Here is a 26,278-nt window from a genome sequence, read left to right as displayed (position 1 = left end):
CTCAGGCGGCCGGACGCCGCGCGACCGGCACCACCTTCATCACCGGCGCGGCCGTCTTGCCCGCATCGGCTCGCGGCCTGATCATCATCGGGAAGAAGCGCCACAGGTACAGCGCGAAGGCCAGCGCCCAGGCGGTCGCCGAGGCGTGCAGAAAACCAATGGTGGCGGCGGTCGGGAGTAGGGCGGCCAGGCGCAGCAGGGCCGCCAGGATCATCAGCGCATAGCTCAGCACCATGCTGCGGTCGGTCTGCAGCGGCCGGCCCAGGTGGCCGAGCGCGGTGCGCGTGACCATGCCCAGGATCAGCACCGAGAATCCGGCCACGCCGATCACGTGGGCGGGCCAGGCTGGCCGCAGCACATAGCCGGCCAGTTGTGCCGCGCCCACCAGCAGGCCTATGCCCAGGCCGCCGTAGCCCGCGTACAGAATCCATAGCAGCGGCACCTTGCGGACCGCCCAGGGCTTCCAAGATATCCATTGCGCCAGGGCGATCAGCCCGGTCGCGGCCAAGGCCAGCGCGGCAGCCTGCGGCTGGCCGGCAAGCAGGCAGGCGATGGCGACGATGCCCGTGCCCAGCTGCCAGTGGCCGCTGCGGGTGTGCGGCGGGATGTCCAGCCCCGCCACGGCGCGCTTGGCGAAGAAGGGGATGACGCGGCGCGCGATCAGCAGGGTCAGCACCGCCATGCACAACAGGCCCGCGTTGAAGTAGCGCATCAGCGCAAAGTAGTCGCCCTGGACCGAGGCCCAGAGGTAGAGCGCGTTGGTGGCGGCCAGGCCCAGCAGCAGGAAGGGAATGCCGTAATTGCGCTGGTTGCGCGTGACGGCGACGGCGCGGCCCAGCGCGCCCGCGGCCCAGACGAAAAATAGCAAGTCCGCCGCGGCGGCCATTACGAAGGCCGGCCGTCCGGGCAGCAGATAGCCCACGCGCGCCACGATCCATACCGCGCACAGGACCGCCAGGGGCGTGCCGCGCAAGGGGTTCTTGCCGGTCCAATTGGCGCCCGCCGTCAGCAGGAAACCCACGGCGATGGTGGCGACGAAGCCCCACAGCATCTCGTGCGCGTGCCAGGGCATGCCGTTCAACACGCCCGTCAGGCGGGCAGGGGCATGCACCCACAGCAGCACGGACGCCAGCGCCCAGAAGCAGCCGGCCAGGTACAGCGGCCGGAAGCCCATTTCCGTGAAGGCGCTCCATTGGGGCCGCGGACGGGGCGGGGCAGCGGCGGGTTCTTCGATGCTAAGCAGCGTGCTCATGAGGGTAGCCGCGGCGCCGTTTCGGCTTCGCGTTTAAAGGTGTATTTGAAATGCATATTAATGCGTCCCGCGCTTTGCCGCCAGCGCGGCCGCTTGATCCAGCGCAAGCCGGGCCGGCAAGAAGGGGGTGACTAGTCACATCGGCAAGGGGCTTCTGGTCGGCTGGCGAATGGTCCTGGAGGCGCGCCGTCCCTAGGCTAGCCACATGTCTTCGTGAGTAAAGCGAGAGTAACCATGGCAGCAAGTCATTCCTCGGCCGGCGCGCCGATGCGGGTCCTGATTTCAAGCACGTTCGCCTTCACCATCTGTTTCGCGGTGTGGATGATCTTCGCGGTGCTGGGCATTCCCATCAAGGCGCAGCTAGGTCTGTCCGAAACCGAGTTTGGCCTGTTGGCCGCCATGCCGGTGCTGACCGGTTCGCTGGTGCGGGTGCCGCTGGGCATCTGGACGGACCGCTACGGTGGCCGGCCGGTGTTCTTCATCCTGATGCTGCTGGCGGTGGTGCCGATCTGGCTGCTGTCCTATGCCACCGAATATTGGCAGTTCCTGGTGCTGGCGCTGTTCGTCGGCCTGACGGGCGGCTCGTTCTCGGTGGGCACGCCCTATGTGGCGCGCTGGTTCCCGCGCAACAAGCAGGGCCTGGCGATGGGCGTGTTCGGGGCCGGTAACTCAGGTTCCGCCATCACCAAGTTCGTGGCCCCCGCCCTGATCGCGGCGGCGGGCGGCGCCTGGGTCATCGTGCCCCAGGTCTACGCCGTGGCGCTCCTGGTCACCGCCATCCTGTTCTGGATGTTCTCTTCTTCCGATCCAGCGCACCGTGTGAAGAGCGGCGCCAGCCTGTCGGCCCAGATGGCCATGCTGAAGGATCCCCGCGTCTGGCGGTATTGCCAGTACTACTCGGTGGTGTTCGGCGGCTACGTGGCACTGGCGCTGTGGATGACCAAGTACTACATCGGCGAATACGGCTTCGACATGAAGCTGGCGGCGCTGCTGGCCGCGTGCTTCTCCCTGCCCGGCGGTGTGCTGCGCGCCCTGGGCGGCTGGATCTCGGACCGCTACGGCGCCTACAAGACCACCTGGTGGGTGATGTGGGTGTGCTGGGTGGCGTTCTTCCTGCTGAGCTATCCGCAGACGGAATTCACCATCGTGACGGCCAATGGCCCGCGCAGCTTCGGCATCGCGTTGGGACCGGTCACTTTCACCGTGCTGCTGTTCGTGGTCGGCATCGCCATGGCCATCGGCAAGGCCTCGGTCTTCAAGTTCATCTCGGACGAGTTCGGCGAAAACATCGGCGCAGTCTCGGGCATCGTCGGATTGGCCGGCGGCTTGGGCGGCTTCGTGCTGCCGATCATGTTCGGGGTGCTGCTGGACCTGACGGGCGTTCGCTCCAGCGCCTTCATGCTGCTGTACGGCACCGTCTGCGTCTCCCTCATCTTCATGCACTTCAGTTTCCGGCCGGAAAGCGCGGCCATTGCCCGGCAACACGCCGTCTCTCCCACCACCACATCCTGAGAGTATCCCTATGTCTTCCACCCAAGTCCTTGCGCGCTGGGAGCCGGATAATCCCGGCTTCTGGAAGCAGACCGGCGCCCGCGTCGCCAACCGTAATCTCTGGATCTCCATTCCGGCGCTGATGCTGGCGTTCAGCATCTGGATGCTGTGGAGCGTGGTTGTCGTCAACCTGGACCGCGCCGGCTTCATGCTGTCCAAGAACCAGATGTTCTGGCTGACGGCGCTGCCCGCGTTGTCGGGCGCGACCCTGCGCATCTTCTATTCCTTCCTGGTGCCGGTCTTCGGCGGACGCAAGTGGACCGCCATTTCCACGGCCTCGCTGCTGATTCCGGCGCTGGGCATGGGCTTCGCGCTGCGCGACCCGACCACCACCTTTCCGACCCTGCTGATCCTGGCGCTGCTGTGCGGCCTGGGCGGCGGCAACTTCAGCTCCAGCATGGCCAACATCAGCTTCTTCTTCCCCAAGGAGAAGAAGGGTCTGGCCACCGGGCTGAACGCCGGCATCGGCAACCTGGGCGTGTCCCTGGTGCAGTTCGTGGTGCCGGTGGTCATTTCCATCGGCGTGTTCGGCGTGGCCGGCGGCGAGCCGCAGGTGATCACCGCCAATGGCGCGCAGCAGAACCTGTGGCTGCAGAACGCCGGCTTCATCTGGGTGATCCCGATCGCGCTGGCTTCCATTGCCGCCTGGTTCGGCATGAACGACATCGCCGACGCCCGCGCCTCGTTCGCGGACCAGGCCGTCATCTTCAAGCGCAAGCACAACTGGCTGATGTGCTGGTTGTACGTGGGCACTTTCGGTTCCTTCATCGGCTTCTCGGCGGGCTTCGCCATGCTGACCAAGACGCTGTTCCCGCAGGTCGATCCCATGGCCTATGCCTTCCTCGGCCCGCTGGTGGGTTCGCTGACGCGGCCTTTCGGCGGCTGGGTGTCGGACAAGCTGGGCGGTGCGCGGGTCACGCTGTTCACCTTTGCGGCCATGATCGTCGCGGTGCTGGGCGTGGTGACGTTCCTGCCGGTCGCCGGGCAGGCGGGCAACTTCAATGGCTTCCTGACCATGTTCATCGTGCTGTTCGCGCTGACCGGCGTGGGCAACGGCTCGACCTTTCGCATGATTCCCGTGATCTTCCTGCGCGAACGCACGCAGGCGGCCGAGGGTAAGGGCGCCGCGGCGCAGAAGCAGGCGCTGGCGGACGCCGCCAAGGAGTCCGCCGCGGTGCTGGGCTTCTCGGGCGCGATCGGCGCATATGGCGGCTTCTTCATTCCCCGCAGCTTCGGCACCTCGCTGGAGATGACCGGCAGCGTGCAGGCCGCCCTGTATTGCTTCATCGGCTTCTACGCCACCTGCATGGTCATCACCTGGTGGTACTACGCCCGCCGCAATGCGCCGGTGCCTTGCTAGAGCGAAACGGACGCGGCCGGAGTGACTAGTCATTCTGCCGCGCCCGGCCTGTGCCACCGGCGAATGGTCCGGCAGGCGGGCCGCGCCCACAATGGATTCAACAGCATTGATCGCAGTACGCGCCGGCCGGACCGGCGCTCTTGGAGAATAGAGAATGAGCCATTTTCTGGACCGCTTGAAGTTCATGTCGCGGGTGAAGTCCACCTTCGCGGACGGTCACGGCGAAACGGTCAACGAGGACCGCAAGTGGGAAAACGCCTACCGCGCCCGCTGGCAGCATGACAAGGTGGTGCGTTCGACGCACGGCGTGAACTGCACGGGATCCTGCTCCTGGAAGGTCTACGTCAAGAACGGCCTGATCACCTGGGAAACCCAGCAGACCGACTATCCGCGCACGCGGCCGGACCTGCCCAACCACGAGCCCCGCGGCTGTCCGCGAGGCGCCTCCTACAGCTGGTACGTCTACTCGGCGCAGCGCGTGAAGTACCCGATGATCCGCGGCCGTCTCATGGAAATGTGGCGCGAGGCCCGCAAGACCATGGACCCGATCGCGGCCTGGGAATGGATCAGCCAGGATCCCAAGCGCGCCAAACGCTACAAGGCCGTGCGCGGCCTGGGCGGCTTCGTGCGGGCCGATTGGGACACGGCAATGGAGATCGTCGCCGCCGCCAACGCATTCACGATCAAGAAGTTCGGCCCTGACCGCGTGATCGGCTTCTCGCCGATTCCCGCCATGTCCATGGTCAGCTATGCCGCCGGCGCGCGCTATCTGAGCCTGCTGGGCGGCGCCTGCCTGAGCTTCTACGATTGGTATTGCGACCTGCCGCCCGCCAGCCCCCAGATCTGGGGCGAACAGACCGACGTGCCGGAATCGGCCGACTGGTACAACTCGACCTACCTGATGGTGTGGGGCTCCAACGTGCCCCAGACCCGCACGCCGGACGCGCACTTCTACACCGAGGTCCGCTACAAGGGCACCAAGACGGTGGCCGTGTCCAGCGACTTCGGCGAAATGGTCAAGTTCGGCGACATCTGGCTGGCGCCCAAGCAGGGCACCGACGCCGCGCTCGCCATGGCCATGGGCCATGTGATCCTGAAGGAATTCCACCTGTCGGGCTCGTCGGCGTACTTCCGCGATTACGTGCGGCGCTACACCGACATGCCGATGCTGGTCCTGCTGAAGGAACGCGACGGCTTTCTTGCGCCCGACCACTTCCTGCGCGCCTCGCATCTGGACGGCGCATTGGGCGAGCAGAACAACCCCGACTGGAAGACGCTGGTGCTGGACGCCAAGAGCGGCGACCTGGTCGCGCCCAACGGCAGCATCGGCTTCCGCTGGGGCGAGGGCGCGGTCAACGGCGGCGAGAAGGTCGGCCGCTGGAACCTGGAATCCCGGGACGGCGGCAGCGGCCGCGAGATCGAGGCCACGCTGAGCCTGGTCGACCAGGCCGACGCGGTGGTGGGCGTGGGCTTCCCGTATTTCGGCAGCGAGCATGGCGAACTGCAGGTGCGCAATGTGCCCGCGCGCCGCATCCGCCTGGCCGACGGCAGCGAGGCCCTGGTGGCCACGGTGTACGACCTGCAGATGGCCAACTACGGCCTGGACCGCGGCCTGGGCGGCGGCAATGTCGCCAGCTCCTATGACGACGACGTGCCTTACACGCCCGCCTGGCAGGAAAAACACACCGGCGTGCCGCGCGCGCAGGTGATCCAGGTGGCGCGCGAATTCGCGCAGAACGCCCACGATACCGAAGGCAAGTCCATGGTGATCGTCGGCGCCGGCCTGAACCACTGGTACCACATGGACATGATCTACCGCGGCATCATCAACATGCTGATGATGTGCGGCTGCGTGGGCAAGAGCGGCGGCGGCTGGGCGCACTACGTGGGCCAGGAAAAGCTGCGTCCGCAGTTCGGCTGGGCCCCGCTGGCCTTCGCTTCGGACTGGGTCCGCCCGCCGCGCCAGATGAACGGCACGTCCTTCTTCTACGCGCACACCAGCCAGTGGCGCCATGAAAAGCTGAACGTCCAGGAAATCCTGGGACCGACGGCGGACCGCGGCCGCTACGGCGATCTCAGCATGATCGACCTGAACGCCCGCGCCGAGCGCATGGGCTGGCTGCCGTCGGCGCCGCAATTGCGCACCAACCCGCTGGACGTGGTGGCGCAGGCGGAAAGCCTGGGCAAGGATCCCGCAGCCTATGTGGCCGAACAGCTCAAGTCGGGCGAACTGCGCATGTCCTGCGAGGACCCGGACGATCCGGCCAACTTCCCGCGCAACATGTTCGTGTGGCGCTCCAACATCCTGGGTTCCAGCGGCAAGGGCCACGAGTACTTCCTGAAGTACCTGCTGGGCACGCAGAATGCGGTGTTCGGCGACGAAGCCGAAGCGATCAAGCCGACTGAAGTGACCTATCAGGACGACGCGGCTGAAGGCAAGCTGGACCTGCTGACGGTGCTGGACTTCCGCATGAGCACCACCTGCCTGTACGGCGACATCGTGTTGCCCACGGCCACCTGGTACGAAAAGGACGACCTCAACACCTCGGACATGCACCCGTTCATCCACCCGCTGAGCGAAGCCGTGCAGCCCTTGTGGGAAAGCAAGACCGACTGGGAAATCTACAAGCTGCTGGCCAAGAAGTTCAGCGACATCGGCGGCCCCTACCTGGGCAAGCGCCGCGACGTGGTGTTGACCCCGCTGATGCACGACACCCCGGGAGAACTGGGCCAGGCCTTCGAGCCCAAGGACTGGAAGCTGGGCGAATGCGACCTGATTCCGGGCAAGACCGCGCCCAACATGACCGTGGTCGAGCGCGACTACAACGACATCTACCGCAAGTTCACTTCGGTAGGCCCGTTGCTGGACAAGCTGGGCAACGGCGGCAAGGGCATCAACTGGAACACCGAGCACGAAGTGCACGAGCTGGCCGGCATCAACGAGGCCGTGACCGAGCCGGGCGTGAGCCAGGGCCGGCCCAAGCTGGACACGGCCATCGATGCGGCCGAAATGATCCTGACCTTTGCCCCCGAGACCAACGGCCACGTGTCGGTCAAGGCCTGGGAAGCCCTGAGCAAGATCACCGGACGCGAGCACGCCCACCTGGCCATCGGCCGCGAGCACGACAAGATCCGCTTCCGCGACATCCAGGCGCAGCCGCGCAAGATCATTTCCGCGCCCACCTGGTCGGGCCTGGAGAGCGAAGAGGTCAGCTACAACGCCGGCTATACCAACGTGCACGAACTGATCCCATGGCGCACGCTGACGGGCCGCCAGCAGTTCTATCAGGACCACCGCTGGATGCTGGACTTCGGCGAAGGCTCCTGCGTGTACAAGCCCGCCATCGACACCAAGACGGTCGCGCCGATGCTGGGCCGCTACCCGAACGGCGAGAAGGAACTGGTCCTGAACTGGCTGACGCCGCACCAGAAGTGGGGCATCCACAGCACGTACTCGGACAACCTGCGCATGCTCACGCTCAGCCGCGGCGGTCCCCACGTGTGGATCTCGGAAGCCGAGGCCAAGCAGGCCGGGCTGGTCGACAACGACTGGGTCGAAGTCTTCAACGTCAACGGCACCCTGACGGCGCGGGTGGTGGTGAGCCAGCGCGTGCCGGTGGGCATGTGCCTGATGTACCACGCGCAGGAAAAGATCGTGAACGTGCCTGGCGCGGAAACCAGCGGCAAGCGCGGCGGCATCCATAACTCGGTCACGCGCACGGTGCTCAAGCCCACGCACATGATCGGCGGCTATGCCCAGCAGGCCTACGGCTTCAACTACTACGGCACGGTGGGCGCCAACCGCGATGAGTTCGTGGTGCTGCGCAAGATGAAGAAGGTGGACTGGCTGGAAGGTCCGCTGGTCGAAACGCAACAAGAAGAGAAGCAATCATGAGGATACGCGCCCAAATCGGCATGGTGCTGAACCTGGACAAGTGCATCGGCTGCCACACTTGCTCGGTCACCTGCAAAAACGTCTGGACCAGCCGCGACGGCGTCGAGTACGCCTGGTTCAACAACGTGGAAACCAAGCCCGGCATCGGCTACCCCAAGGAATGGGAGAACCAGGAAAAGTGGAAGGGCGGCTGGAAGCGCACCGCCGCCGGCAAGCTGGAACCGCGCCAGGGCGGCAAGCTGCGCATCCTGGCCAATCTGTTCGCCAACCCGAATCTGCCGCAGATCGACGACTACTACGAGCCGTTCACCTTCGACTACGAGCACCTGCAGAAGGCGCCCTTGTTGCAGACGCCGCCGACCGCGCGTCCGGTGTCGGTGCTGACCGGCAAGAAGATGGACAAGATCCATTGGGGCCCGAACTGGGAAGACGACCTGGGCGGCGAATTCAGCTCGCGCAGCCGCGACGCGTTGTTCGAGGGCGTGCAGAAGGAGATGTACTCGACCTTCGAGAACACCTTCATGATGTACCTGCCGCGCCTGTGCGAACACTGCCTGAACCCGGCCTGTGTCGCCAGTTGCCCGTCCGGTTCCATCTACAAGCGCGAAGACGACGGCATCGTGCTGGTCGACCAGGATAAGTGCCGCGGCTGGCGCATGTGCATCTCCGGCTGCCCGTACAAGAAGATCTATTACAACTGGAGCAGCGGCAAGGCCGAGAAGTGCACCTTCTGCTATCCGCGCATCGAAGCCGGCCAGCCCACGGTGTGCTCGGAAACCTGCGTGGGCCGCATCCGCTACCTGGGCGTGATGCTGTATGACGCCGACCAGATCGAGCATGCCGCATCCACCGCCAACGAACAGGACCTGTACCAGTCGCAGCTCGACCTGTTCCTGGATCCGCATTCACCGGAGGTAATCGCCGCCGCGCGCGAGCAGGGCATTCCGGAATCCTGGCTCGAAGCCGCCCGCAAGTCGCCGGTCTACAAGATGGCGGTGGAGTGGCGCGTCGCTTTCCCGCTGCATCCGGAATACCGCACCTTGCCCATGGTCTGGTACATCCCGCCGCTGTCGCCGATCCAGACGGCCGCCGAGTCCGGCCAGATGCCGAGCCGCACGGTGGGCAAGAGCGCCATGATCCCCGATGTGTCCAGCCTGCGCATTCCGGTGCGCTACCTGGCCAACCTGCTGACGGCAGGCAAGGAAGCGCCGGTGTTGCAGGCGCTGGAACGCATGCTGGCCATGCGCGCCTACAAGCGCTCCGAGACCGTGCACGGCGAACGCGACACCGCCTTGCTGGATCAGGTGGGCCTGACCGAGGCGACGGTGCAGGACATGTACAAGATCATGGCCATCGCCGACTACGAGGACCGCTTCGTGGTGCCCAGCAGCCACAAGGAAGTGGTCGAGGACAGCTTCAACGAGAAGGGCAGCTGCGGCTTCACCTTCGGCAACGGCTGCTCCGGCGGGGTGTCGGAAGGCACCTTGTTCGGACGCAAGCCCCAAGGCAGCGAGATATTCATCGAGATGCCGAAATCCCGCAAGAAGGCCGCTTCGGTCTAGGAAAGGAGAAAACCATGAGTCTGTACCGTCTGCTTTCCGCCTTGCTGTGCTACCCCGAGCCCGAGCTGCTGGACGCCCTGGGCGAGGTCGAAACCGCGCTGGCCGACCATCCGGATGCGGAGGAAACCCTGCAGCCGCTGATCGGCTACCTGGCCACCAACGACCTGATCGCGCTGCAAGAGAACTACGTGGCCACCTTCGACCGCAACCGCTCGCATTCGCTGCACCTGTTCGAGCACGTGCACGGCGAAAGCCGCGACCGCGGCCAGGCCATGGTGGACCTGCTGGACACCTACCGCGAACACGGCTTCGAACCGGTGGTGTCCGAGCTGCCCGACCACGTGCCGCTGTTCCTGGAGTTCCTGGGCGTGATCGACCCGGCCCAGGCGCAGGACCTGTTGGACGAGGCCATCCACGTGCTGGCCGCCATCGGCGCGCGCCTGGCCAAGGGCGAAAGCCCCTACGCCTGCGTCTTCGCGGTGCTGCGCGCGCAGTCCCGCGTGATTCCGCGCGAACAGACCGAAGCGCCCGTGCGCGACATGGACGAAGCGATGGAAACGTTCGGCATAGGCGCGGACGGCGTGGAACCGCTGCTGCGGCCGTTCTCGGGCGATGGCGCGCAGACCGTGCGCTTCTATCCCCGCGCGCCCGCGGCTCATTAATCTTCAGGACGACGCATCATGAACTCCCTGAATCAGTTCTTCTTCGGTATCTATCCCTACATCGCGCTGACGATCTTCCTGCTGGGCAGCCTCGTGCGCTTCGAGCGCGAGCAGTACACCTGGAAGACGGACAGCTCGCAGCTGCTGCATCGCGGGCAACTGCGCCTGGGCAACATCCTGTTCCACATCGGCATCCTGGGCCTGTTCTTCGGGCACTTGGCGGGCTTGCTGACGCCGGTGGTGGTGTGGGACACGCTGGGCGTGTCGCACACGCTGAAGCAGACGGTGGCCATGGTGGCCGGCGGCGTGATGGGCGGGCTGTGCCTGATCGGCCTCCTGATCCTGATCCATCGCCGCCTGAGCGACCCGCGCATCCGCGCCACCACACGGCCTGGCGACAAGCTGCTGCTGCTGTGGATCCTGGTCACCTTGCTGCTCGGCCTGTCCACCATCGTGCTGTCCGCCGGCCACATGGACGGCGAAATGATGGTACGCCTGATGACCTGGGCGCAGCACATCGTCACCTTCCAGGGCGACGCCGCCAGCCACATCGCCGACGTGCCGCTGCTGTTCAAGGCGCACCTGTTCATGGGCCTGACGCTGTTCGTGATCTTCCCGTTCACGCGCCTGGTCCACGTCTGGAGCGGCTTCGCCTCGGTGGGGTATCTGGGCCGCGCCTGGCAACTGGTCCGTCCGCGCTGATTCCCTGTCCTAGGAGCCGACCATGCCTGTCATCGTCAATGGCGTCGAACTGAACGACGCGGATCTGGAACATGAACTGCCACTGCACGCCGAGGCCGGTAATCCCATGCGCGAGGCGATCACCGCCCTGGTGCTGCGGCGGGTGCTGCTGGACGAGGCCAGCCGGCTGGGCCTGGACGCCGCGGACGAGGAGGGCGCCATTGGCGCCTTGCTGGCCCGCGAGGCGTCCGCGCCCGAGGCCGACGAGGCCGCCTGCCGCCGCTTCTACCAGATGCACCCGCAACGCTTCATGGTGGGCGAGCTGATCGAGGCGGACCACATCCTGTTCCAGGTCACGCCCGGCGTGAACCTGGACATGCTGCGGGCGCATGCCAATGTGGTATTGGCGGAACTGATGGAAGATCCCTCGCGCTTCGCCGAAGTCGCGCGGGAACAATCGAACTGCCCGTCCGCGGCCTTGGGCGGCAGCCTGGGCCAGTTGGGCCGGGGCGACACGGTGCCGGAATTCGAGCGCGCGGTGTTCGCGCTGCCCGCTGGCGGCCTGCTGCCGCAATTGCTGGAAACCCGCCACGGCCTGCACATCGTGCGGGTGACGCGGCGCATCGAGGGCCGCATGCAGCCGTTCGAACATGTCGACAAGCAGATCGCGGCGGCGCTGTCGTCCATGAGCCGCGATACCGCCTGGCGGCAGTACGCCAAGCTGCTGGTCGAACGCGCCGATATCCAGGGCATAGACCTGCAGGGCGAGGAACCCGAGCGCGTCTATGGCGGGAGCGCCGCATGATGGACGAGCCGGCTGCGGGACCTCTCAAAGACGGCTACGACCGCCGCATCGATTACCTGCGTGTGTCGGTCACGGACCGCTGCGATCTGCGTTGCAGCTACTGCCTGCCCAAGGATTTCAAAGGGTTTGAAACTCCCGCCAACTGGCTGCGCCACGAGGAAATGGCGCGGCTGGTGGGGCTGTTCGTCGGCCTGGGCATCAGCAAGGTCCGGCTGACCGGCGGCGAGCCCCTGTTGCGTCGTGGCGTGGCCGGCCTGGCGGGCGTCATCGCCGCGATGCCCGGATTGAAGGATTTGTCCGTGTCCACCAACGGCACCCAGCTGGCGCGCCATGCGCGGGGCCTGCGCGCCGCGGGCGTGGACCGTCTGAACATCAGCCTGGATACGCTGGACGCCGCCGCCTTCAGCCAGATCACCGGCCGGGACTGCCTGGAATCGGTGCTGGCGGGGTTGGCAGCGGCCAAGGACGCGGGCTTTGCGCCCATCAAGCTCAACAGCGTGGTGCACGCGGCCACGCCCGAGGCCGAAGTGCGCAGGTTGCTGGATTACGCGGTGGCGCAGGGTTTCGTGCTGCGCCTGATCGAGCCCATGCCCATGGGCAGCTGCGGCCAGGGCTATGCGCACACCGATTTGAACGCCATGGGCGCGCGGCTGGCTGCCGACGCGGGTCTGGTGTCCGCCCTGGGCGGGACGGGCGCGGGCCCGGCCCGCTACTGGACCACGGGCCATGGAACGCCGGTGCTGGGCGTGATCACGCCCATGTCGCGCCATTTCTGCGCCGGCTGCAATCGCGTCCGGCTGGGCGTGGACGGCACCCTGTACCTGTGCCTGGGCCAGGAAGATCAAGTGCCGCTGGGTCGCATGCTGCGAGATGGCGCCAGCGACGCCGAGCTGATCCAGGCGATCCAGGGCGGCATCGCCGCCAAGCCGGAGCGCCACGATTTTGTCGCTCGGCCGGAACGCATCGTGCGCTTCATGGCGCAGACGGGAGGCTGATATGCGCGATATTGAAAGACTGGTTGACGGTTTTCAGCGCTTCCAGCAGCAATACTACGAGGACGCGCCCACGCTTTACCGCAGTCTCCGTGAGGGCCAGCACCCCAGCACGCTGCTGATCGGCTGCTGCGATTCGCGGGTGGATCCGGCCATGCTGCTGGGTTGCGACCCCGGCGACATTTTCACCGTGCGCAATGTGGCCAACCTGGTGCCGCCGTCCAGCACGGACCGGGGCCTGCAGGGCGTGCTGGCCGCGATACAGTTCGCGGTCGAGCAGTTGCAGGTCAGCCGCATCATCGTGCTGGGCCACGCGCACTGCGGCGGCATACGCGCGCTGATGGACCGACGCACCCGCGGCGACGGCGAGACGGACTACCTGGAGCGCTGGATGGACATCGCCGAACCGGCGCGCAAGCAGGTGTTGCAGCAGATGCCGCAGGCGACCGCCGCCGAACGCCGTCGCGCCTGCGAGCAGGCCTCCATTCTGATCTCGCTGCGTAACCTGGAAGATCTGCCCTTCGTCCGGCGCGGCGTGGAGGCGGGCAACCTGACGCTGCACGGCTGGTATTTCGACCTGGTGGCGGGCGCTTTGCTGGCATACTCGGCGCGGGCGGACGCGTTCCTTCCCATCGTATGCCCATTGTTCACGGAGCTTGCATGACCCCAGTTTTCGGCATCGCCGGCCGTTCCGGCAGCGGCAAGACCACCCTGATCGAGGCGATGCTGCCGCTGCTGGCCGCGCGCGGCTTGCGGGTCAGCGTCATCAAGCACAGCCACCACGATTTCCAGATGGAGCCACCCGGCAAGGACAGCGCCCGCTTCCGCCAGGCGGGCGCCCTGGAGGTGATGGTGGCCTCGCCGTTCCGCTACGCCATCGTCCACGAACTGCGTGACGCGCCCGAACCCACGCTGGAGGATCAGCTGGCGCGCCTGTCGCCGGCCGACCTGGTGCTGGTCGAAGGCTTCAAGCAGGCGGCGATCCCGCGCATCGAGGTGTACCGGCCCGCGCTGGGCAAGCCGCCCCTGCATGCGGAAGACAGCAGTTTCCTGGCGGTGGCCACCGATGCGCCGCTGGATACCGGTTTGCCCGGCCTGCCTATCAATGAACCGGCGCAAATCGCCGATTTCATCTGCCGCGCCGTGGGACTGGCTTGAAGGTCCGCGGCCGGAGCAGGGCGCGCAGCGGCTACACTGGAACCCGCAGCATTCCTCAAGCAAGACCGCGTTGAAAGCCATGAAGCCTACCGATACCGCCGCCGCACCCGACGGCCTGCCTTCGCCCCGGCATCGCCTATCCACGCGCATCGTCATCAGTTCCCTGGTGGCGCTGGTGGTGGTGCTGTCCATGGTCAGCTGGACGCTGTGGCTGTCCTGGCAGCTGGAAGGCGCGGGCGCCGCCATCAATGACACAGGCAGCCTGCGCATGCGGGCCAACCGCGTGGCGGTGGAGCTGATGCGTCCGCAGGCCGGGCGCGAGTTCCGCACCAACGAGCAGGTCCAGCTGATGGACGACACGATCGCGCGGCTGGCGCGCGGCAATCCGGCGCGCCCGTTGTTCATCCCCAACGATCAGGCCATCCGCAAGCAATGGCAGGACGTGGCCGCCTACTGGCAAGACATCATGAAGCCCGCGGCCAAGCGAGCCCTGGAGCGGCCCGACGCCGCCACCTATCTGGAAACCTTGCCGGAATTCGTGGCGCGGGCCGACACGCTGGTGCGCATGATCGAACAGGACAACGCCGGCAAGACCACCTCGCTGCGCCTGTCGCAAGGCGTGCTGGCGGCTATTGCCAGCGCCGGCACGCTGGCGATGATCTACCTGCTGTACCTCTGGATCATTTCGCCGGTGCTGCGCCTGCGCGACGGCCTGCAACGCATGGCGGCCAGGGAGTTCAGCACCCGGCTGCCGGTGGAAAGCCAGGACGAATTCGGCGTGCTGGCGCGCGGCTACAACCGCATGGCCGATGAATTGCAGGACCTGTACACCGGCCTGGAGCGGCGCGTCGAGGAGAAGACGGCCCAGTTGGCCGCGCAGAACCGCGACATCGGCGCGCTCTACGACATGGCTGCCTTCCTGAACCAGCCCAACGAGATCGAGGCGTTGTGCGACGGTTTCCTGCGGCGCGTGATGTTGCAGTTCGACGCCGAGGGCGGCAGCATCCGCGCACTCGATCCCAACAATGAGAAGCTCAACCTGATGGTGTCGGTGGGGCTGTCCGACGAACTGGTCGAATCCGAGCATTGCATGCGGGTGAACGACTGCTATTGCGGCGTCGCCACGCGGCAGGCCGGGGTCATCGTCATCCAGGATTTCCGCGAGTCGCCGCCGTCGATGGAGTTGAACTGCCAGCGCGACGGCTTTGCCAGCGTGGCCGTGTTCCGCATCGTCACGCGCGACGAGGTGCTGGGTTCGTATTCCTTGCATTTCCGCCAGCAGCGCCGCCTGTCGCCGGCCGAATCGCAATTGCTGGAAACGCTGGGCCAGCATCTGGGCGTGGCGCTGGACAACCGTCGCCTGAGCGCCCAGGCGCGCCAGTTGGCGGTGGTGCGCGAGCGCGGGCTGGTGGCGCAGGGCCTGCACGACAGCCTGGCCCAGGGCCTGAACTTCCTGAACCTGCAGTTGCAGATGCTGGACGCCGCGGTCAAGCGCGGCGACCAGGCGGAGATCGACGAGATCCTGCCGCTCTTGCGTACCGGCGTGGACGAAAGCTACCAGGACGTGCGCGAGCTGTTGACCAACTTCCGCACCAAGCTGTCGCAGGGCGATCTGCAGGCCGGCATCGAAGATACCGTGGCCCGCTTCCGGCGCCAGACCGGCATCGAGACCGAATTGCGCTTCGGCTCCGGCGAAGGCGCGCCGCTGTCGCCCGATGAGCAGCTGCAGGTGCTGTTCATCCTGCAAGAAGCCTTGTCCAACGTACGTAAGCACTCCGAAGCCAGCCATGTGCGCATCGAAGTCGCCAATGACCGCGATTTCAGCCTGGCCATCGCCGACGACGGCCAGGGCTACGACCCCGCCGAGGTGGCCGAGCGCGGCGAATCGCACGTGGGCCTGCACATCATGCGCGAGCGCGCCGCCCGCATGCGCGCCGTGATAAAACTCGAATCGCAGCCCGGCGCCGGCACCCGCGTCGCGCTGACCCTGCCCGGCAGCGAACGCCAGGCCGCTTGAACATTCCTACCATGCCCATCCGTATCCTCCTCGTCGACGACCACACCCTGTTCCGCTCGGGGGTGCGCCTGCTGTTGCAACGCCAGCCCGACTTCGAGGTCGTGGCCGAGGCCGGCGACGGCGTCGAAGGCCTGAAGCGCGCCAAGGAACTCAAGCCGGACGTGGTCCTGCTGGACCTCAACCTGCCGGGCCTGTCCGGACTGGAAACGCTGCAGCTCCTGACGCAGGAACTGCCATCCTGCGCGGTCATCATCCTGACGGTGTCGGAAGAGGCCGACGAGCTGGGGCAGGCCCTGCGCGACGGCGCCCGCGGCTACCTGGTCAAGAACATCGACGCCGATGCGCTGACCGCCGCGATCCGCCGCGCCGCGGGCGGCGAGCCGGTCATCGCCGAGAGCATGACCGCCAAGCTGGTGGAGCAGTTCCGCGGGCAGGCCAGCCTGGCGGCGCAGGCGCCGCAGCCGGCGGGCAGCGGCGAGCGCCACCGCCTGACCGCGCGCGAGACCCAGATCGTGCAATGGCTGGCGCGCGGCGCCAGCAACAAGGTCATCGCGCGCGAACTGGACGTAAGCGAAAGCACGGTCAAGATCCACGTGCAGAACGTGCTCAAGAAACTGAACCTCACCAGCCGCGTGCAGGTCGCGGTGTATGCGGTCGAACACGGCCTGTACACGGAAGAATAGGCCGGCATGCCGCGTTCGGCATGGACCGTTTGATCTGCGACAAGGCCAGGGGCGTGGCGGCCCCATAGACTGGCCGGCATGGAAACTCGAACCTCTCCCCTGGAGCTCGTGGCCCCCGCCGGCAGCCTGGCCGCGCTGAAGGCCGCCATCGATGCCGGCGCCGACACCGTCTACCTCGGGCTCAAGAACGCCACCAACGCCCGCAACTTCGCCGGGCTCAATTTCACCGAAAGCGACATCCGCGCGGGCGTCGAACTGGCCCACAGCCGCGGACGGCAGGTGCTGTTCGCGATCAACACCTTCGTGCAGGCGGGCAGGGCGCCGGAGTGGCGCGCCGCCGTGGATGCCGCCCATGGCCTGGGCGCGGACGCGGTCATCATGGCCGACGCGGGGCTGCTGGCCTATGCCAGCGACCGCTATCCCGACCTGCGCCTGCACCTGTCGGTGCAAGGTTCCGCCACCCACACCGACGCCATCGAGCTGATGAAGGAACAGTTCGGCATCCGCCGCGTGGTGCTGCCGCGCGTGTTGACGCTGGCCGAGATCGCGCGCATCTGCGCCAACGTCAGCGTCGAGGTCGAGGTGTTCGGCTTCGGCAGCCTGTGCGTCATGGCCGAAGGCCGCTGCCTGCTGTCGTCCTACGCGACTGGCGATTCCCCCAACAACAAGGGCGTCTGTTCGCCCGCGCATGCGGTGCGTTGGTCGGAGGAAAACGGCCGCATGGACGCTCGCTTGAACGGCATCCTGATCGACCGCTACGAACCGGGCGAACCGGCCGCCTATCCCACCCTGTGCAAGGGCCGCTTCGACGTGGACGGGCAGGCCGACCACGCGTTGGAGGAACCCACCAGCCTGAATGCCATCGGCCTGTTGCCGCGGCTGGCGGAAATGGGCGTTTCCGCCATCAAGATCGAAGGGCGGCAACGCAGCCCGGCCTATGTCACCCAGGTGGTGTCGACCCTGCGCGCGGCGTTGGATAGCGCGCATGCGGACGCTTCCCGCTTCTCACCCCGTCCCGAGTGGAACGCCATGCTGGCGCGCCATTCCGAGGGTTCCCAAGTCACGCAAGGCGCATTCGAACGTCCATGGAAATGACATCTAGCACTTACCGGATATCGGTCGCACCGCTGCAGTACTACTGGTCGCGCCAGCACACGCTGGATTTCTACGCGGCGCTGGCCGACAGCCCCGCGGACATCCTCTACGTGGGCGAAACCGTCTGTAGCCGCAGGCACGAGCTGCGCGCCGAGGACTGGATGGATCTCGCACGCGACCTGCGCGCCGTGGGCAAGACGGTGGTGCTGTCGGGCCGCACGCTGATCGAGACCGGCGCCGAGGCCAGCGCGCTGAAGAAGCTCTGCGGGCAGGACGACTTCATGGTCGAAGCGGGCGAACTGGGGGCGGTGCGGCACCTGAACGGCCGCGCCTTCGTGGCGGGCCCTCACGTCAACGCCTATCACGGCGGCACCCTGGAATGGCTGGCCGGACGCGGCGCCGCGCGCTTCGTCGCGCCGCTGGAAATGGACAGCAAGACCTTGGCCCTCCTGATGGCCGAGAAGCCCGCGGGCCTGGAGGCGGAAGTCATGGTCTGGGGCCGCATGGCGCTGGCGTTTTCCGCGCGCTGCTTCACCGCGCGGCATTTCCGCCTGAAGAAGGACGACTGCGGTTTTCGCTGCATCGAGCATCCGGACGGGCTGGACATGCGCACGCGGGAAGCTAGCGATTTCCTGGCGATCAACGGCATCCAGGTGCAGTCGGGGGCCTGTCTGGACCTGCTGTCACAGGCGCCGGCCCTGGCGGCCATGGGCGTCGAGGTGCTGCGCGTGAGTCCGCAATCGGCCGGCACGCTGGAGGCGATCGCCGCGCTGGATGCCACGCGGCGCGGCCTGGCGCCGGCGGAGGCGCAGCCTCCGGCGGGCATGGTCCGCTGCAATGGCTACTTCCATGGCAAGCCGGGCATCGACCTGTTGGAGGCGGCGGCATGAGCGCAGCGATCCAGGTGCCCGGCGTGTTTGCCAGACTGGGCCGGCGTTTGCCCGCGCCATTCGTCTCGCTACACTTCACGGCCGGGCTGGAACTGGCGCGGCGGCTGAAATGGCTCACGCCGCCGTCTGAGCTGGAAGGCCGCAGCTTCGCCATCACGGTCGAGGACCTGGGCCTGCGCAGCAGTTTCGCCGTGCGGCAAGGGGCCTTTCGCCCGGTATGGAGCGGCGCCGCCGCCGAACTGGAGTTGGGCGCGAAGCTGGCCGATCTGCTGGCCTTGATGCGCTCGGAGACGGACGCCGATACCTTGTTCTTCCAGCGCCGGCTGCGGATCTCGGGCGATACGGAACTGGGGCTGATCGTCAAGAACTGGCTGGACGCGACGCCACGGCCGGCGTGGCTGCAGGGCGCGACGCGTTAACGGCGCAATGCCCGCCGTCGCTTGCGGGCATTGCGGGAATCCGCCAGGGATCGTGCTATACCGGGCGTCGTTGCCGCGGGGGAGCTTGGCGCTTTTCCGGGCGTGATCGGACGGAGGCGGCAATGCGGATCATGGTGGTGGGCGCCAGCAAGGGACTGGGCAGGGCATTCGTGGAGGGACTGGGCAAGGATGCCGCGCTGATCGTGGGCGTGGCCCGCCGCGCGCCGCTGGACGTCGCCGTCGCGCCTGGCTGCGAACTGCGCTGGATCGAGGCCGACCTGTCACGGCCCGAGGCCGCCGTCGAGCAGATCGCCGCGCAGGCTCCGGATGAGCTCGATGCCATTCTCTACAACCTGGGCGTGTGGGAAGAGCATGCATTCAGCGAGGACTACGACTTCCTGGCGGACTCGCCCAAGGCAATCGCGCGCATGGTCGACATCAATGTCACCGCCACCATCCTGTTGCTGCAACGGCTGATTCCCCGCGTCCTCGGCGTGCGCAAGCCGCAGCTCATCCTGACCGGCTCCACCTCGGGACTGGCCGGCAGCGGCCGCCCCGAAGTGACGTTCGGCGCGTCCAAGTACGCGCTGCGGGGCATCGCCGACGCCTTGCGCGAGAGTTTCAGGGCGCGGCGGCTGGCGGTGACCTGCCTGCAATTGGGCTACCTGAACACGCAAGACGGCATCGACGCGTCGCGTGACGCTGCTAGCCAGAGAGGAGAGGGCGGCTTGATACCCGTGCACGACGTGGTGGCGATGACGCGCGCGCTGCTGAATCTGTCCGATGCGTCGTTCGTGCGGGAAATCGTGATGCCAGCGCTGATGGACGAGCGTTTCTGAGCCGCGCGGGCGCTGGCGGCGCAAGGTGGTCTCATAATATAATAATGGTTCTCAATATCAATTGAACCGCAGCCTCCGCGCGCCCGGGCCATGTCGTCCTCCGAGCATCTCAATCTTTTCCAACGGCTTTATAGCGGCCACCATCCCTGGTTGCGTGCCTGGCTTGAGCGCAAGTTGCGCTGCCGCTTCAACGCCGAGGACATCGCCCAGGAGACTTTCCTGCGGCTGTTCCGCCGCGGCGCGCTGGACCAGGTGCAGGAGCCGCGCGCGCTACTGACGCGAACCGCCTCCCGGCTGATCATCGACGATTTCCGCCACCGCGAGATCGAGCGCGCCTATACCGAGATGTACCTGGCCCAGCACGGCGGCGATAGCGCGCCGTCGGCCGAGTCCGTCGCCGCGGCGGTGGAGGCTATCAGGAATCTGGCGGATGTGATCGAACGCTTGCCGGCCAAGGCCGGTCAGGCCTTTCTGATGAGCACCTTCGACGGTATGACCCACCCCGAGATCGCGGCGGCGCTGCGAGTGTCGTGCAGCGCGGTCACGCAGTACATCGCGCGCGCCCTGATGGCCTGCCATGATGTGCTGGTCGATGCCAAGGCAGGCGGGGCCTGCGCATGACGCCACGAGGGCAGGAGTCTGCGGATCGCCGCGTGCTCGAGCAGGCCGCGCATTGGCTGAGCGTGATGTCTTCCGGGGCGCCTACGCCCGATGAGGAGGATGCGTGCCGCCGCTGGCGCGCACAGGCGCCGGCGCACGAAAGGGCGTGGCAGCATCTGCATGGCGTGTGGCGCACACTGGCCGGGCCGGCCGTCGCCTTGCCGGGGGCGCAGGCGCGTGGGCTGGTTCATCAGGCGGCGGCGATTGGCGCCAAGCCGGCCCGGGCACGCCGTTCCCAGGCGATCAAGTCGGCGTTGATGGTCGCGGCGGCTGTTCCAGTGCTCTGGATGCTGTGGAGCGTGGCGGCTCCCGATTGGCTGTTGGCGGACTATGCCAGCGGTGTCGGCGAGCAACGCGTAGTGGTGCTGGATGACGACAGCCGGGTGGTGCTTAACACTGGCAGCGCCATCGACGTGCGCTATTCCCGTACCGAGCGCCGTATCGTGTTGCGGCAGGGCGAGATCCTGGCAGTGGTGGCAAAGGAGGCTGGCAACCGGCCTTTCGTCGTGGCGACGCGCGACGGCACCGTGACGGCGCGCGGCACGCGCTATGTCGTGCGCGTGCTGCCGGCGTCCACGCGGGTTGGCGTTACCGAGTCGATGGTGTCCGCGTGCCCGCGGGACGAGTCGCCCGCGCAATGCCGCGATGTGCCGGAGGGCGCCTCGGTTTACCTGTCGCGCCGCGATGTGGCTGCGGGACCGCAGGTGGACCCCTCAGCCGAGGAGGCGTGGACCCGCCATCGCCTGAGCGTGCGCAATGCGGCGTTGCCGGACGTACTGTCCGAACTGGCGCGCTACCGCCGGTCGTTGCTCTGGTATGACAGGGCCGCCTTGGAGGACCTGCGCGTCTCGGGCGTGTTTCCGCTGGACGGTGACGAGGCGTTGGCTGCGCTGGCTGACAGCCTGCCCATCGTGGTGAATACGGACATTCCCGGCATCGTCCGCATCGGGCGTCGCCTGTCCACGCCATGAATATGTAACAGGAACTGGCCTTATGGCGTGGTGGCCCGTCATGCATGGGTACACACGACATAGGGGCAGGGAACATGAACAAGACGCAACGCCGGCATTGCCTGAGGCTGGCGGCGATCCATCTGGCCTTGGCTGCGGCGCCATGGCAGGCGCGAGCACAGACTGAGCCCCCGGCGGCGGCGCAGTCAGCCATTGCCGCCGGACCGCTGGATTCGGTGCTTAACCAGTATGCGGAGCAGGCAGGGCTGGCCTTGTCCTACGACCCGGCCGCCACGCGCGGCCGGAACAGCCATGGCGTACCGGGCGGCTTGACGGTAGAGGCCTCGTTTGGCCGGATACTGGCCGGCAGCGGCTTGCAGGCCGTGCGTACCGGCGACAAACGCTACGCCTTGCAGCGCGTGGCGGCGCAGGGCGGCGCGGTGCAACTGGAAGCCGTGACCGTCACCGGTTCGGGCGTGCCCATGCCCACCGAAGGGTCGGGCTCCTATACCACGGGCGCGAGCAACACAGCCACGGCCTTGAATCTGTCGCTACGCGAGACGCCGCAGTCGATCAGCATCATGACCCACCAGCGCATCGAGGACCAATCGCTCAACAGCATCAACGCGGTGCTGCAGCAGACGCCAGGCATCTCGGTGCAGAACATGGGCAGCGAGCGCTTCAACGTGCTCTCGCGCGGCTACGCCATCGAAAGCTATCAGATTGACGGCGTACCGACCATCGTGGAAGTGGGCACGCAAGACGTCTCGCCCAGCCTGGCCGACATGGCTGTGTATGACCGCGTCGAGGTGTTGCGCGGCGCGGCAGGCCTGATGACCGGTGCGGGCGAGCCTTCAGGCACGCTGAACATGATACGCAAACGCCCCACATCCGAGTTCCAGGGCCATGTGGACGCCGGCGTGGGTTCGTGGGACTTGTACCGGGCGCAAGCGGACCTGGGCGGCCCCCTGAACGCATCGGGCAGCGTGCGCGGCCGCGCCGTCGCGGCCTACCAGCAGAACCGCAGCTTTATCGACTACTACCAGCAGCAGCGCCAGGTGTTCTACGGCATCATCGAGGCGGACCTGACCGATAGCACCTTGCTGACAGCGGGCGTGGACTACCAACGCAACCGTCCGCGCGGCAGCATGGGTGGTTTGGGGCTTCCGCTCTTCTACAGCAACGGCAAGCAGGTGGATTTGGCGCGGTCGCGGAACGTCGCGGCCCGCAACAACACGTTCGACGTGGACGCGACCAACCTGTTCCTGTCGCTGGAGCAGAAGTTTGCCCGTGACTGGTCGGTGAAGTTCTCGGCCAACCGCCTGGAAAGCCAGCGCGACTTCCAGACTGCGATGGCCAGCGTGTCCTCGGGCTTCGCCAACGAGCAGACCGGGAAGGGGATGCCGCTGTGGATCCAGGGAGGCAAGAGCCGGCAGGTGCAAACGGGCCTGGACCTGCACATTGAAGGGCCATACGAGCTGTTCGGCCGCCGGCACGACTTCGTGATGGGGCTGGCGTTTTCGGAATCCGACACCCGTTCGGACGTGTATCGCGACACCAGCGGGTACGCGGCCGCACACCCCTTCAATCTCTACACATGGGGCAATGAAGCTGTCTGGCCCAGCTTCGTCAAGAACTACGACAACGATACCTATGTGCGCGAGACCGGCGGCTACGCGGTGACGCGCTTTCGCGCGACCGACGCGCTGTCCTTTATCGGCGGCGCGCGGATCAGCAGCTACAAATGGGATTACCAGCAGAAATTCGCCAATCCCGCGAGCGCGGTATTCAACCAGTCGCAGCAGGCCACGTCGAACGACGTCGTCACGCCCTACGCGGCAGTGGTCTACGACCTCAACGACGCACACACCGTCTATGCCAGCTACACCAGCATCTACAAGCCGCAGTACTACCGGGATCGCAACGGCCGGGCGCTGGACCCGCGCGACGGCGTCAACTATGAGACCGGCCTGAAGAGCGAGTGGTTCGGCGGCGCGCTCAACAGCAGTGCCGCCTTGTTCATCACGCGCCAGGACAATCTTGCCGTGGCGGACGACGGTTATCTGGTTCCAGGCACGGACAACATCGCCGCCTACCGCGCCGTGCCGGGAGCCAAGACCAAAGGCATCGACGTGGAGCTGACCGGCGAAGTCATGCCGGGCTGGAACCTGGCCGCGTCCTACACGTACAGCCGCACGCAGGACAGCGAAGGCGTACGCATCAAGACCGTCATGCCCGAACATATGGTCAAGGTATGGACCACCTATCGTCTGCCCGGCGCATGGCAGCGCCTTACCGTGGGCGGAGGGGTGAACTGGCAAAGCGCCATCTATTACTCCACCACGCCGTGGCAGTTGAACAAGACGGTGACGGCGCGCCAGGACGCATATGCAGTGGTGAACCTGATGGCGCGCTACGACTTCAGCCGGCAGCTATCGGCCACGCTGAACCTGAACAACCTGTTCGACAAGAAGTATCTGAGTTCTCTGGATACGACGTTCAATACCGGTTATTACGGAGCGCCAAGGAACGCGATGCTGAACCTGCGGTACTCCTTCTAGCGCAAAGCCGCGCTGCGCGGTGATATGGTTATGAGCACCCGGCGGTATCCATATCCCGCCCGCCTAACTACAATCCGGCCTGGACTGCACACCTCGCCATCCGCATAAACAAGGAGACACGCGTGACCCAACCGAACAAGCCGTGGCGGCTAGAGACCATTGCCGTGCATGGCGGCTATCGCCCCGATCCGACCACGCGCGCCGTGGCCGTGCCCATCTACCAGACCGTGGCCTATGCGTTCGACGACACGCAGCACGGCGCCGACCTGTTCGACCTCAAGGTGCCGGGCAACATCTACACCCGCATCATGAACCCGACCACCGACGTGCTGGAGCAGCGCGTGGCGGCCCTGGAGGGCGGCATCGCCGCGCTGGCGCTGGCTTCGGGCCAGGCCGCGGTGACCTACGCCATCCTGACCATCGCCGAAGCGGGCGACAACATCGTGTCGTCCAGCACGCTGTACGGCGGCACCTACAACCTGTTCGCGCACACGCTGCCGCAGTACGGCATCACCACGCGTTTCGCCAATCCTTCCGACCTGGCGGCCTTCGAGGCCCAGATCGATGACCGCACCAAGGCCATCTTTGCGGAATCCGTGGGCAATCCGCTGGGCAACATCACCGACATCGCCGCATTGGCCGACCTGGCGCACCGCCACGGCCTGCCGCTGATCGTCGACAACACTGTGCCGTCGCCGTACCTGCTGCGTCCCATCGAGCACGGCGCCGACATCGTGGTGCAGTCGCTGACCAAGTACCTCGGCGGCCACGGCACCAGCCTGGGCGGCGCCATCATCGACTCGGGCAAGTTCCCTTGGGGCGAACACAAGGAGCGCTTCAAGCGCCTGAATACGCCGGACGTCAGCTACCACGGCGTGGTCTACACCGAAGCCTTCGGCGCGGCTGCCTACATCGGCCGTGCCCGCGTGGTGCCGCTGCGCAATACCGGCGCGGCGATCTCGCCCTTCAACTCGTTCCAGATCCTGCAAGGCATCGAGACCCTGGCGCTGCGCGTGGACCGCATCGTCGAGAACACCGTCAAGATCGCCAAGTATCTGCGCGAGCATCCGAAGGTGGAGTGGGTCAACTATGCCGGCCTGCCGGACCATCCGGACCACGCGCTGGCGCAGAAGTACCTGGGCGGTAAGGCGCCGGGGCTCTTCACTTTCGGCGTAAAGGGCGGCCGCGAGGCCGGTGCGCGCTTCCAGGATGCGCTGCAGCTGTTCACGCGCCTGGTCAACATCGGCGACTCCAAGTCGCTGGCCACGCACCCGGCGTCCACCACGCACCGCCAGCTCAATCCCGAAGAGCTGCAGAAGGCCGGCGTGCGCGAGGAAACCGTGCGCCTGTCCATCGGCATCGAGCACATCGACGACCTGCTGGCGGATCTGGATCAGGCGTTGGCGCAGGTGTAAGCCATGACGATGCTTCCCCGCCGAACTTTGTTGAAGCTGGCCGCGGGCTTGCCCGCGCTGGCAGCCGCGGGAGCGGCCGGGGCGGCAGCCCCGGCTGCCCCGGCCACGAAGGCCAGGAACTACGTCCTGGCCCACGGCTCCTGGCATGGCGGCTGGTGCTGGCGTCCGGTGGCGGACCGCCTGCTGGCCGCCGGCCACCGCGTGTACGCGCCCAGCTATACCGGCATGGGCGACCGCGCCCACCTGCTGAGCAAGAACATCACCATCGATACCTTCGTCGAGGACCTGGTCCAGGTCATCGAGACCCAGGAACTGAAGGACGTGATCCTGGTGGGCCACAGCTTCGGCGGCATTCCCATCACGGGCGTGGCCGACCGGATTCCGCAGCGGCTGGCGCATCTGGTGTACTTTGACGCCATCGTGCTGCAAAGCGGCCAGAATGCGTTCTCGGTGTATCCGAAGGCGGATGCCGAGGCGCGCATCGCAGCGGCCTCCAAGGCCACCGGCGGGCTGGCCGTGCCGATTCCCGATCCGCTGCCTGCGCCCTGGGGCTTCACGCCCGGAAGCGCGGACTACGATTGGGTCAAGCGCCGCCTGACGGCCCATCCGCTGGCCAGTTACACCACGCCGCTGACCCTGAAACATCCCATCGGCAACGGCGTCGCGCGCACCTACATCCATTGCACCCAGCCCGAACTGGCGGTGCTGGACGAGTCGCGCAAGCTGGTGAAATCGCAAGCCGGCTGGAACTGGGTCGATATCGCCGCCCCGCACGAAGCGCACATCACGCATCCGGCCTTGCTGGCCGATCTGTTGCTGGGCCTGGGCTGA

General features: G+C 66.5%; 22 protein-coding genes. 21 read left to right on the top strand and 1 reads right to left on the bottom strand.

Going from position 1 to position 26,278, the window contains the following annotated elements:
• Nucleotide 1 precedes the first annotated feature (1 nt).
• Nucleotides 2–1,252, bottom strand: a complete 1,251-nt coding sequence (locus tag FOC84_RS30940; protein WP_173149082.1) for an NnrS family protein — start codon at nucleotides 1,250–1,252, stop codon at nucleotides 2–4.
• A 234-nt stretch (nucleotides 1,253–1,486) separates the two neighbouring features.
• On the opposite strand from FOC84_RS30940, the gene FOC84_RS30935 reads away from it, so the two are divergent.
• From FOC84_RS30935 to FOC84_RS30835, 21 genes are all read left to right on the top strand, one after another.
• Complete coding sequence (locus tag FOC84_RS30935) at nucleotides 1,487–2,764, top strand: MFS transporter (RefSeq protein WP_254241835.1); 1,278 nt, start codon at nucleotides 1,487–1,489, stop codon at nucleotides 2,762–2,764.
• 10 nt (nucleotides 2,765–2,774) lie between these two features.
• Nucleotides 2,775–4,163 (top strand): NarK family nitrate/nitrite MFS transporter, encoded by a 1,389-nt coding sequence (locus tag FOC84_RS30930; RefSeq protein WP_173149080.1) that lies wholly within the window; start codon nucleotides 2,775–2,777, stop codon nucleotides 4,161–4,163.
• 154 nt (nucleotides 4,164–4,317) lie between these two features.
• Nucleotides 4,318–8,058, top strand: a complete 3,741-nt coding sequence (locus FOC84_RS30925; protein WP_173149078.1) for a nitrate reductase subunit alpha — start codon at nucleotides 4,318–4,320, stop codon at nucleotides 8,056–8,058.
• Nucleotides 8,055–9,620, top strand: coding sequence for a nitrate reductase subunit beta (gene narH / locus FOC84_RS30920; RefSeq protein WP_173149076.1), 1,566 nt, complete (start codon nucleotides 8,055–8,057; stop codon nucleotides 9,618–9,620). The genes FOC84_RS30925 and narH overlap by 4 nt, the downstream gene beginning before the upstream one ends.
• Nucleotides 9,621–9,634: 14 nt before the next feature.
• A complete protein-coding gene (gene narJ, locus FOC84_RS30915) occupies nucleotides 9,635–10,282 on the top strand; it encodes a nitrate reductase molybdenum cofactor assembly chaperone (protein WP_173149074.1) in 648 nt (215 codons plus the stop codon).
• 18 nt (nucleotides 10,283–10,300) lie between these two features.
• Nucleotides 10,301–10,984, top strand: coding sequence for a respiratory nitrate reductase subunit gamma (gene narI / locus FOC84_RS30910; protein ID WP_173149072.1), 684 nt, complete (start codon nucleotides 10,301–10,303; stop codon nucleotides 10,982–10,984).
• 22 nt (nucleotides 10,985–11,006) lie between these two features.
• A complete protein-coding gene (locus FOC84_RS30905; RefSeq protein WP_173149070.1) occupies nucleotides 11,007–11,768 on the top strand; it encodes a peptidylprolyl isomerase in 762 nt (253 codons plus the stop codon).
• Complete coding sequence (gene moaA / locus FOC84_RS30900; RefSeq protein WP_173149068.1) at nucleotides 11,765–12,763, top strand: GTP 3',8-cyclase MoaA; 999 nt, start codon at nucleotides 11,765–11,767, stop codon at nucleotides 12,761–12,763. Before FOC84_RS30905 ends, moaA begins: the two co-directional genes overlap by 4 nt.
• Nucleotide 12,764: 1 nt before the next feature.
• Nucleotides 12,765–13,424, top strand: a complete 660-nt coding sequence (locus FOC84_RS30895; RefSeq protein ID WP_173149066.1) for a carbonic anhydrase — start codon at nucleotides 12,765–12,767, stop codon at nucleotides 13,422–13,424.
• Nucleotides 13,421–13,918, top strand: a complete 498-nt coding sequence (gene mobB, locus FOC84_RS30890) for a molybdopterin-guanine dinucleotide biosynthesis protein B (RefSeq protein ID WP_173149064.1) — start codon at nucleotides 13,421–13,423, stop codon at nucleotides 13,916–13,918. Before FOC84_RS30895 ends, mobB begins: the two co-directional genes overlap by 4 nt.
• A gap of 79 nt (nucleotides 13,919–13,997) precedes the next feature.
• The gene (locus FOC84_RS30885; RefSeq protein ID WP_173149062.1) at nucleotides 13,998–15,935 is read left to right on the top strand and encodes a type IV pili methyl-accepting chemotaxis transducer N-terminal domain-containing protein; all 1,938 of its coding nucleotides are present in this window, start codon (nucleotides 13,998–14,000) and stop codon (nucleotides 15,933–15,935) included.
• An 11-nt stretch (nucleotides 15,936–15,946) separates the two neighbouring features.
• Nucleotides 15,947–16,618, top strand: a complete 672-nt coding sequence (locus FOC84_RS30880; protein ID WP_173149060.1) for a response regulator — start codon at nucleotides 15,947–15,949, stop codon at nucleotides 16,616–16,618.
• Nucleotides 16,619–16,696: 78 nt separating this feature from the next.
• Nucleotides 16,697–17,713, top strand: coding sequence for a ubiquinone anaerobic biosynthesis protein UbiU (ubiU, locus tag FOC84_RS30875; RefSeq protein WP_173149058.1), 1,017 nt, complete (start codon nucleotides 16,697–16,699; stop codon nucleotides 17,711–17,713).
• On the top strand, nucleotides 17,710–18,603 hold the full coding sequence (locus FOC84_RS30870; protein WP_173150540.1) for a U32 family peptidase: 894 nt from the start codon (nucleotides 17,710–17,712) through the stop codon (nucleotides 18,601–18,603). Before ubiU ends, FOC84_RS30870 begins: the two co-directional genes overlap by 4 nt.
• Nucleotides 18,600–19,022 carry a ubiquinone anaerobic biosynthesis accessory factor UbiT gene (gene ubiT, locus FOC84_RS30865; protein WP_173149056.1) on the top strand — a complete coding sequence of 141 codons (423 nt, stop codon included), beginning with the start codon at nucleotides 18,600–18,602 and terminating at the stop codon, nucleotides 19,020–19,022. The genes FOC84_RS30870 and ubiT overlap by 4 nt, the downstream gene beginning before the upstream one ends.
• A gap of 122 nt (nucleotides 19,023–19,144) precedes the next feature.
• Nucleotides 19,145–19,861, top strand: a complete 717-nt coding sequence (locus FOC84_RS30860; RefSeq protein ID WP_173149054.1) for an SDR family NAD(P)-dependent oxidoreductase — start codon at nucleotides 19,145–19,147, stop codon at nucleotides 19,859–19,861.
• A 90-nt stretch (nucleotides 19,862–19,951) separates the two neighbouring features.
• Entirely contained in the window at nucleotides 19,952–20,482 is a 531-nt protein-coding gene (locus FOC84_RS30855; RefSeq protein ID WP_173149052.1) for a sigma-70 family RNA polymerase sigma factor, read from the top strand.
• A gap of 65 nt (nucleotides 20,483–20,547) precedes the next feature.
• Nucleotides 20,548–21,492: a FecR family protein gene (locus tag FOC84_RS30850; RefSeq protein ID WP_254242058.1), complete on the top strand. Its 945-nt coding sequence runs from the start codon at nucleotides 20,548–20,550 to the stop codon at nucleotides 21,490–21,492.
• A 74-nt stretch (nucleotides 21,493–21,566) separates the two neighbouring features.
• Nucleotides 21,567–24,032 carry a TonB-dependent siderophore receptor gene (locus tag FOC84_RS30845; RefSeq protein ID WP_173149048.1) on the top strand — a complete coding sequence of 822 codons (2,466 nt, stop codon included), beginning with the start codon at nucleotides 21,567–21,569 and terminating at the stop codon, nucleotides 24,030–24,032.
• Between the two features lie 122 nt (nucleotides 24,033–24,154).
• Nucleotides 24,155–25,447, top strand: coding sequence for an O-acetylhomoserine aminocarboxypropyltransferase/cysteine synthase family protein (locus tag FOC84_RS30840; protein ID WP_173149046.1), 1,293 nt, complete (start codon nucleotides 24,155–24,157; stop codon nucleotides 25,445–25,447).
• A 3-nt stretch (nucleotides 25,448–25,450) separates the two neighbouring features.
• Nucleotides 25,451–26,278 carry an alpha/beta fold hydrolase gene (locus FOC84_RS30835; protein ID WP_254241834.1) on the top strand — a complete coding sequence of 276 codons (828 nt, stop codon included), beginning with the start codon at nucleotides 25,451–25,453 and terminating at the stop codon, nucleotides 26,276–26,278.

Origin of the sequence: Achromobacter pestifer (genome assembly GCF_013267355.1) — a bacterium.
GTDB classification, from domain to species: Bacteria; Pseudomonadota; Gammaproteobacteria; order Burkholderiales; family Burkholderiaceae_B; genus Achromobacter; species Achromobacter pestifer_A.
The sequence above is the reverse complement of the archived record's forward strand: the minus strand, read 5'-3'. Positions and strand labels throughout refer to the sequence as shown.

Bases quoted from the DNA above. Each gene is read 5' to 3' on its own strand.
- FOC84_RS30905 (WP_173149070.1), top strand. From the start codon at position 11,007: ATGCCTGTCATCGTCAATGGCGTCGAACTGAACGACGCGGATCTGGAA.
- FOC84_RS30925 (WP_173149078.1), top strand. From the start codon at position 4,318: ATGAGCCATTTTCTGGACCGCTTGAAGTTCATGTCGCGGGTGAAGTCC.
- FOC84_RS30895 (WP_173149066.1), top strand. From the start codon at position 12,765: ATGCGCGATATTGAAAGACTGGTTGACGGTTTTCAGCGCTTCCAGCAG.
- FOC84_RS30870 (WP_173150540.1), top strand. From the start codon at position 17,710: ATGACATCTAGCACTTACCGGATATCGGTCGCACCGCTGCAGTACTAC.
- mobB (WP_173149064.1), top strand. From the start codon at position 13,421: ATGACCCCAGTTTTCGGCATCGCCGGCCGTTCCGGCAGCGGCAAGACC.
- FOC84_RS30940 (WP_173149082.1), bottom strand. From the start codon at position 1,252: ATGAGCACGCTGCTTAGCATCGAAGAACCCGCCGCTGCCCCGCCCCGT.
- FOC84_RS30860 (WP_173149054.1), top strand. From the start codon at position 19,145: ATGCGGATCATGGTGGTGGGCGCCAGCAAGGGACTGGGCAGGGCATTC.
- FOC84_RS30835 (WP_254241834.1), top strand. From the start codon at position 25,451: ATGACGATGCTTCCCCGCCGAACTTTGTTGAAGCTGGCCGCGGGCTTG.
- FOC84_RS30930 (WP_173149080.1), top strand. From the start codon at position 2,775: ATGTCTTCCACCCAAGTCCTTGCGCGCTGGGAGCCGGATAATCCCGGC.
- FOC84_RS30880 (WP_173149060.1), top strand. From the start codon at position 15,947: ATGCCCATCCGTATCCTCCTCGTCGACGACCACACCCTGTTCCGCTCG.
- FOC84_RS30885 (WP_173149062.1), top strand. From the start codon at position 13,998: ATGAAGCCTACCGATACCGCCGCCGCACCCGACGGCCTGCCTTCGCCC.
- ubiU (WP_173149058.1), top strand. From the start codon at position 16,697: ATGGAAACTCGAACCTCTCCCCTGGAGCTCGTGGCCCCCGCCGGCAGC.
- FOC84_RS30855 (WP_173149052.1), top strand. From the start codon at position 19,952: ATGTCGTCCTCCGAGCATCTCAATCTTTTCCAACGGCTTTATAGCGGC.
- FOC84_RS30935 (WP_254241835.1), top strand. From the start codon at position 1,487: ATGGCAGCAAGTCATTCCTCGGCCGGCGCGCCGATGCGGGTCCTGATT.
- FOC84_RS30845 (WP_173149048.1), top strand. From the start codon at position 21,567: ATGAACAAGACGCAACGCCGGCATTGCCTGAGGCTGGCGGCGATCCAT.
- FOC84_RS30850 (WP_254242058.1), top strand. From the start codon at position 20,548: ATGTCTTCCGGGGCGCCTACGCCCGATGAGGAGGATGCGTGCCGCCGC.
- narJ (WP_173149074.1), top strand. From the start codon at position 9,635: ATGAGTCTGTACCGTCTGCTTTCCGCCTTGCTGTGCTACCCCGAGCCC.
- ubiT (WP_173149056.1), top strand. From the start codon at position 18,600: ATGAGCGCAGCGATCCAGGTGCCCGGCGTGTTTGCCAGACTGGGCCGG.
- moaA (WP_173149068.1), top strand. From the start codon at position 11,765: ATGATGGACGAGCCGGCTGCGGGACCTCTCAAAGACGGCTACGACCGC.
- narH (WP_173149076.1), top strand. From the start codon at position 8,055: ATGAGGATACGCGCCCAAATCGGCATGGTGCTGAACCTGGACAAGTGC.
- narI (WP_173149072.1), top strand. From the start codon at position 10,301: ATGAACTCCCTGAATCAGTTCTTCTTCGGTATCTATCCCTACATCGCG.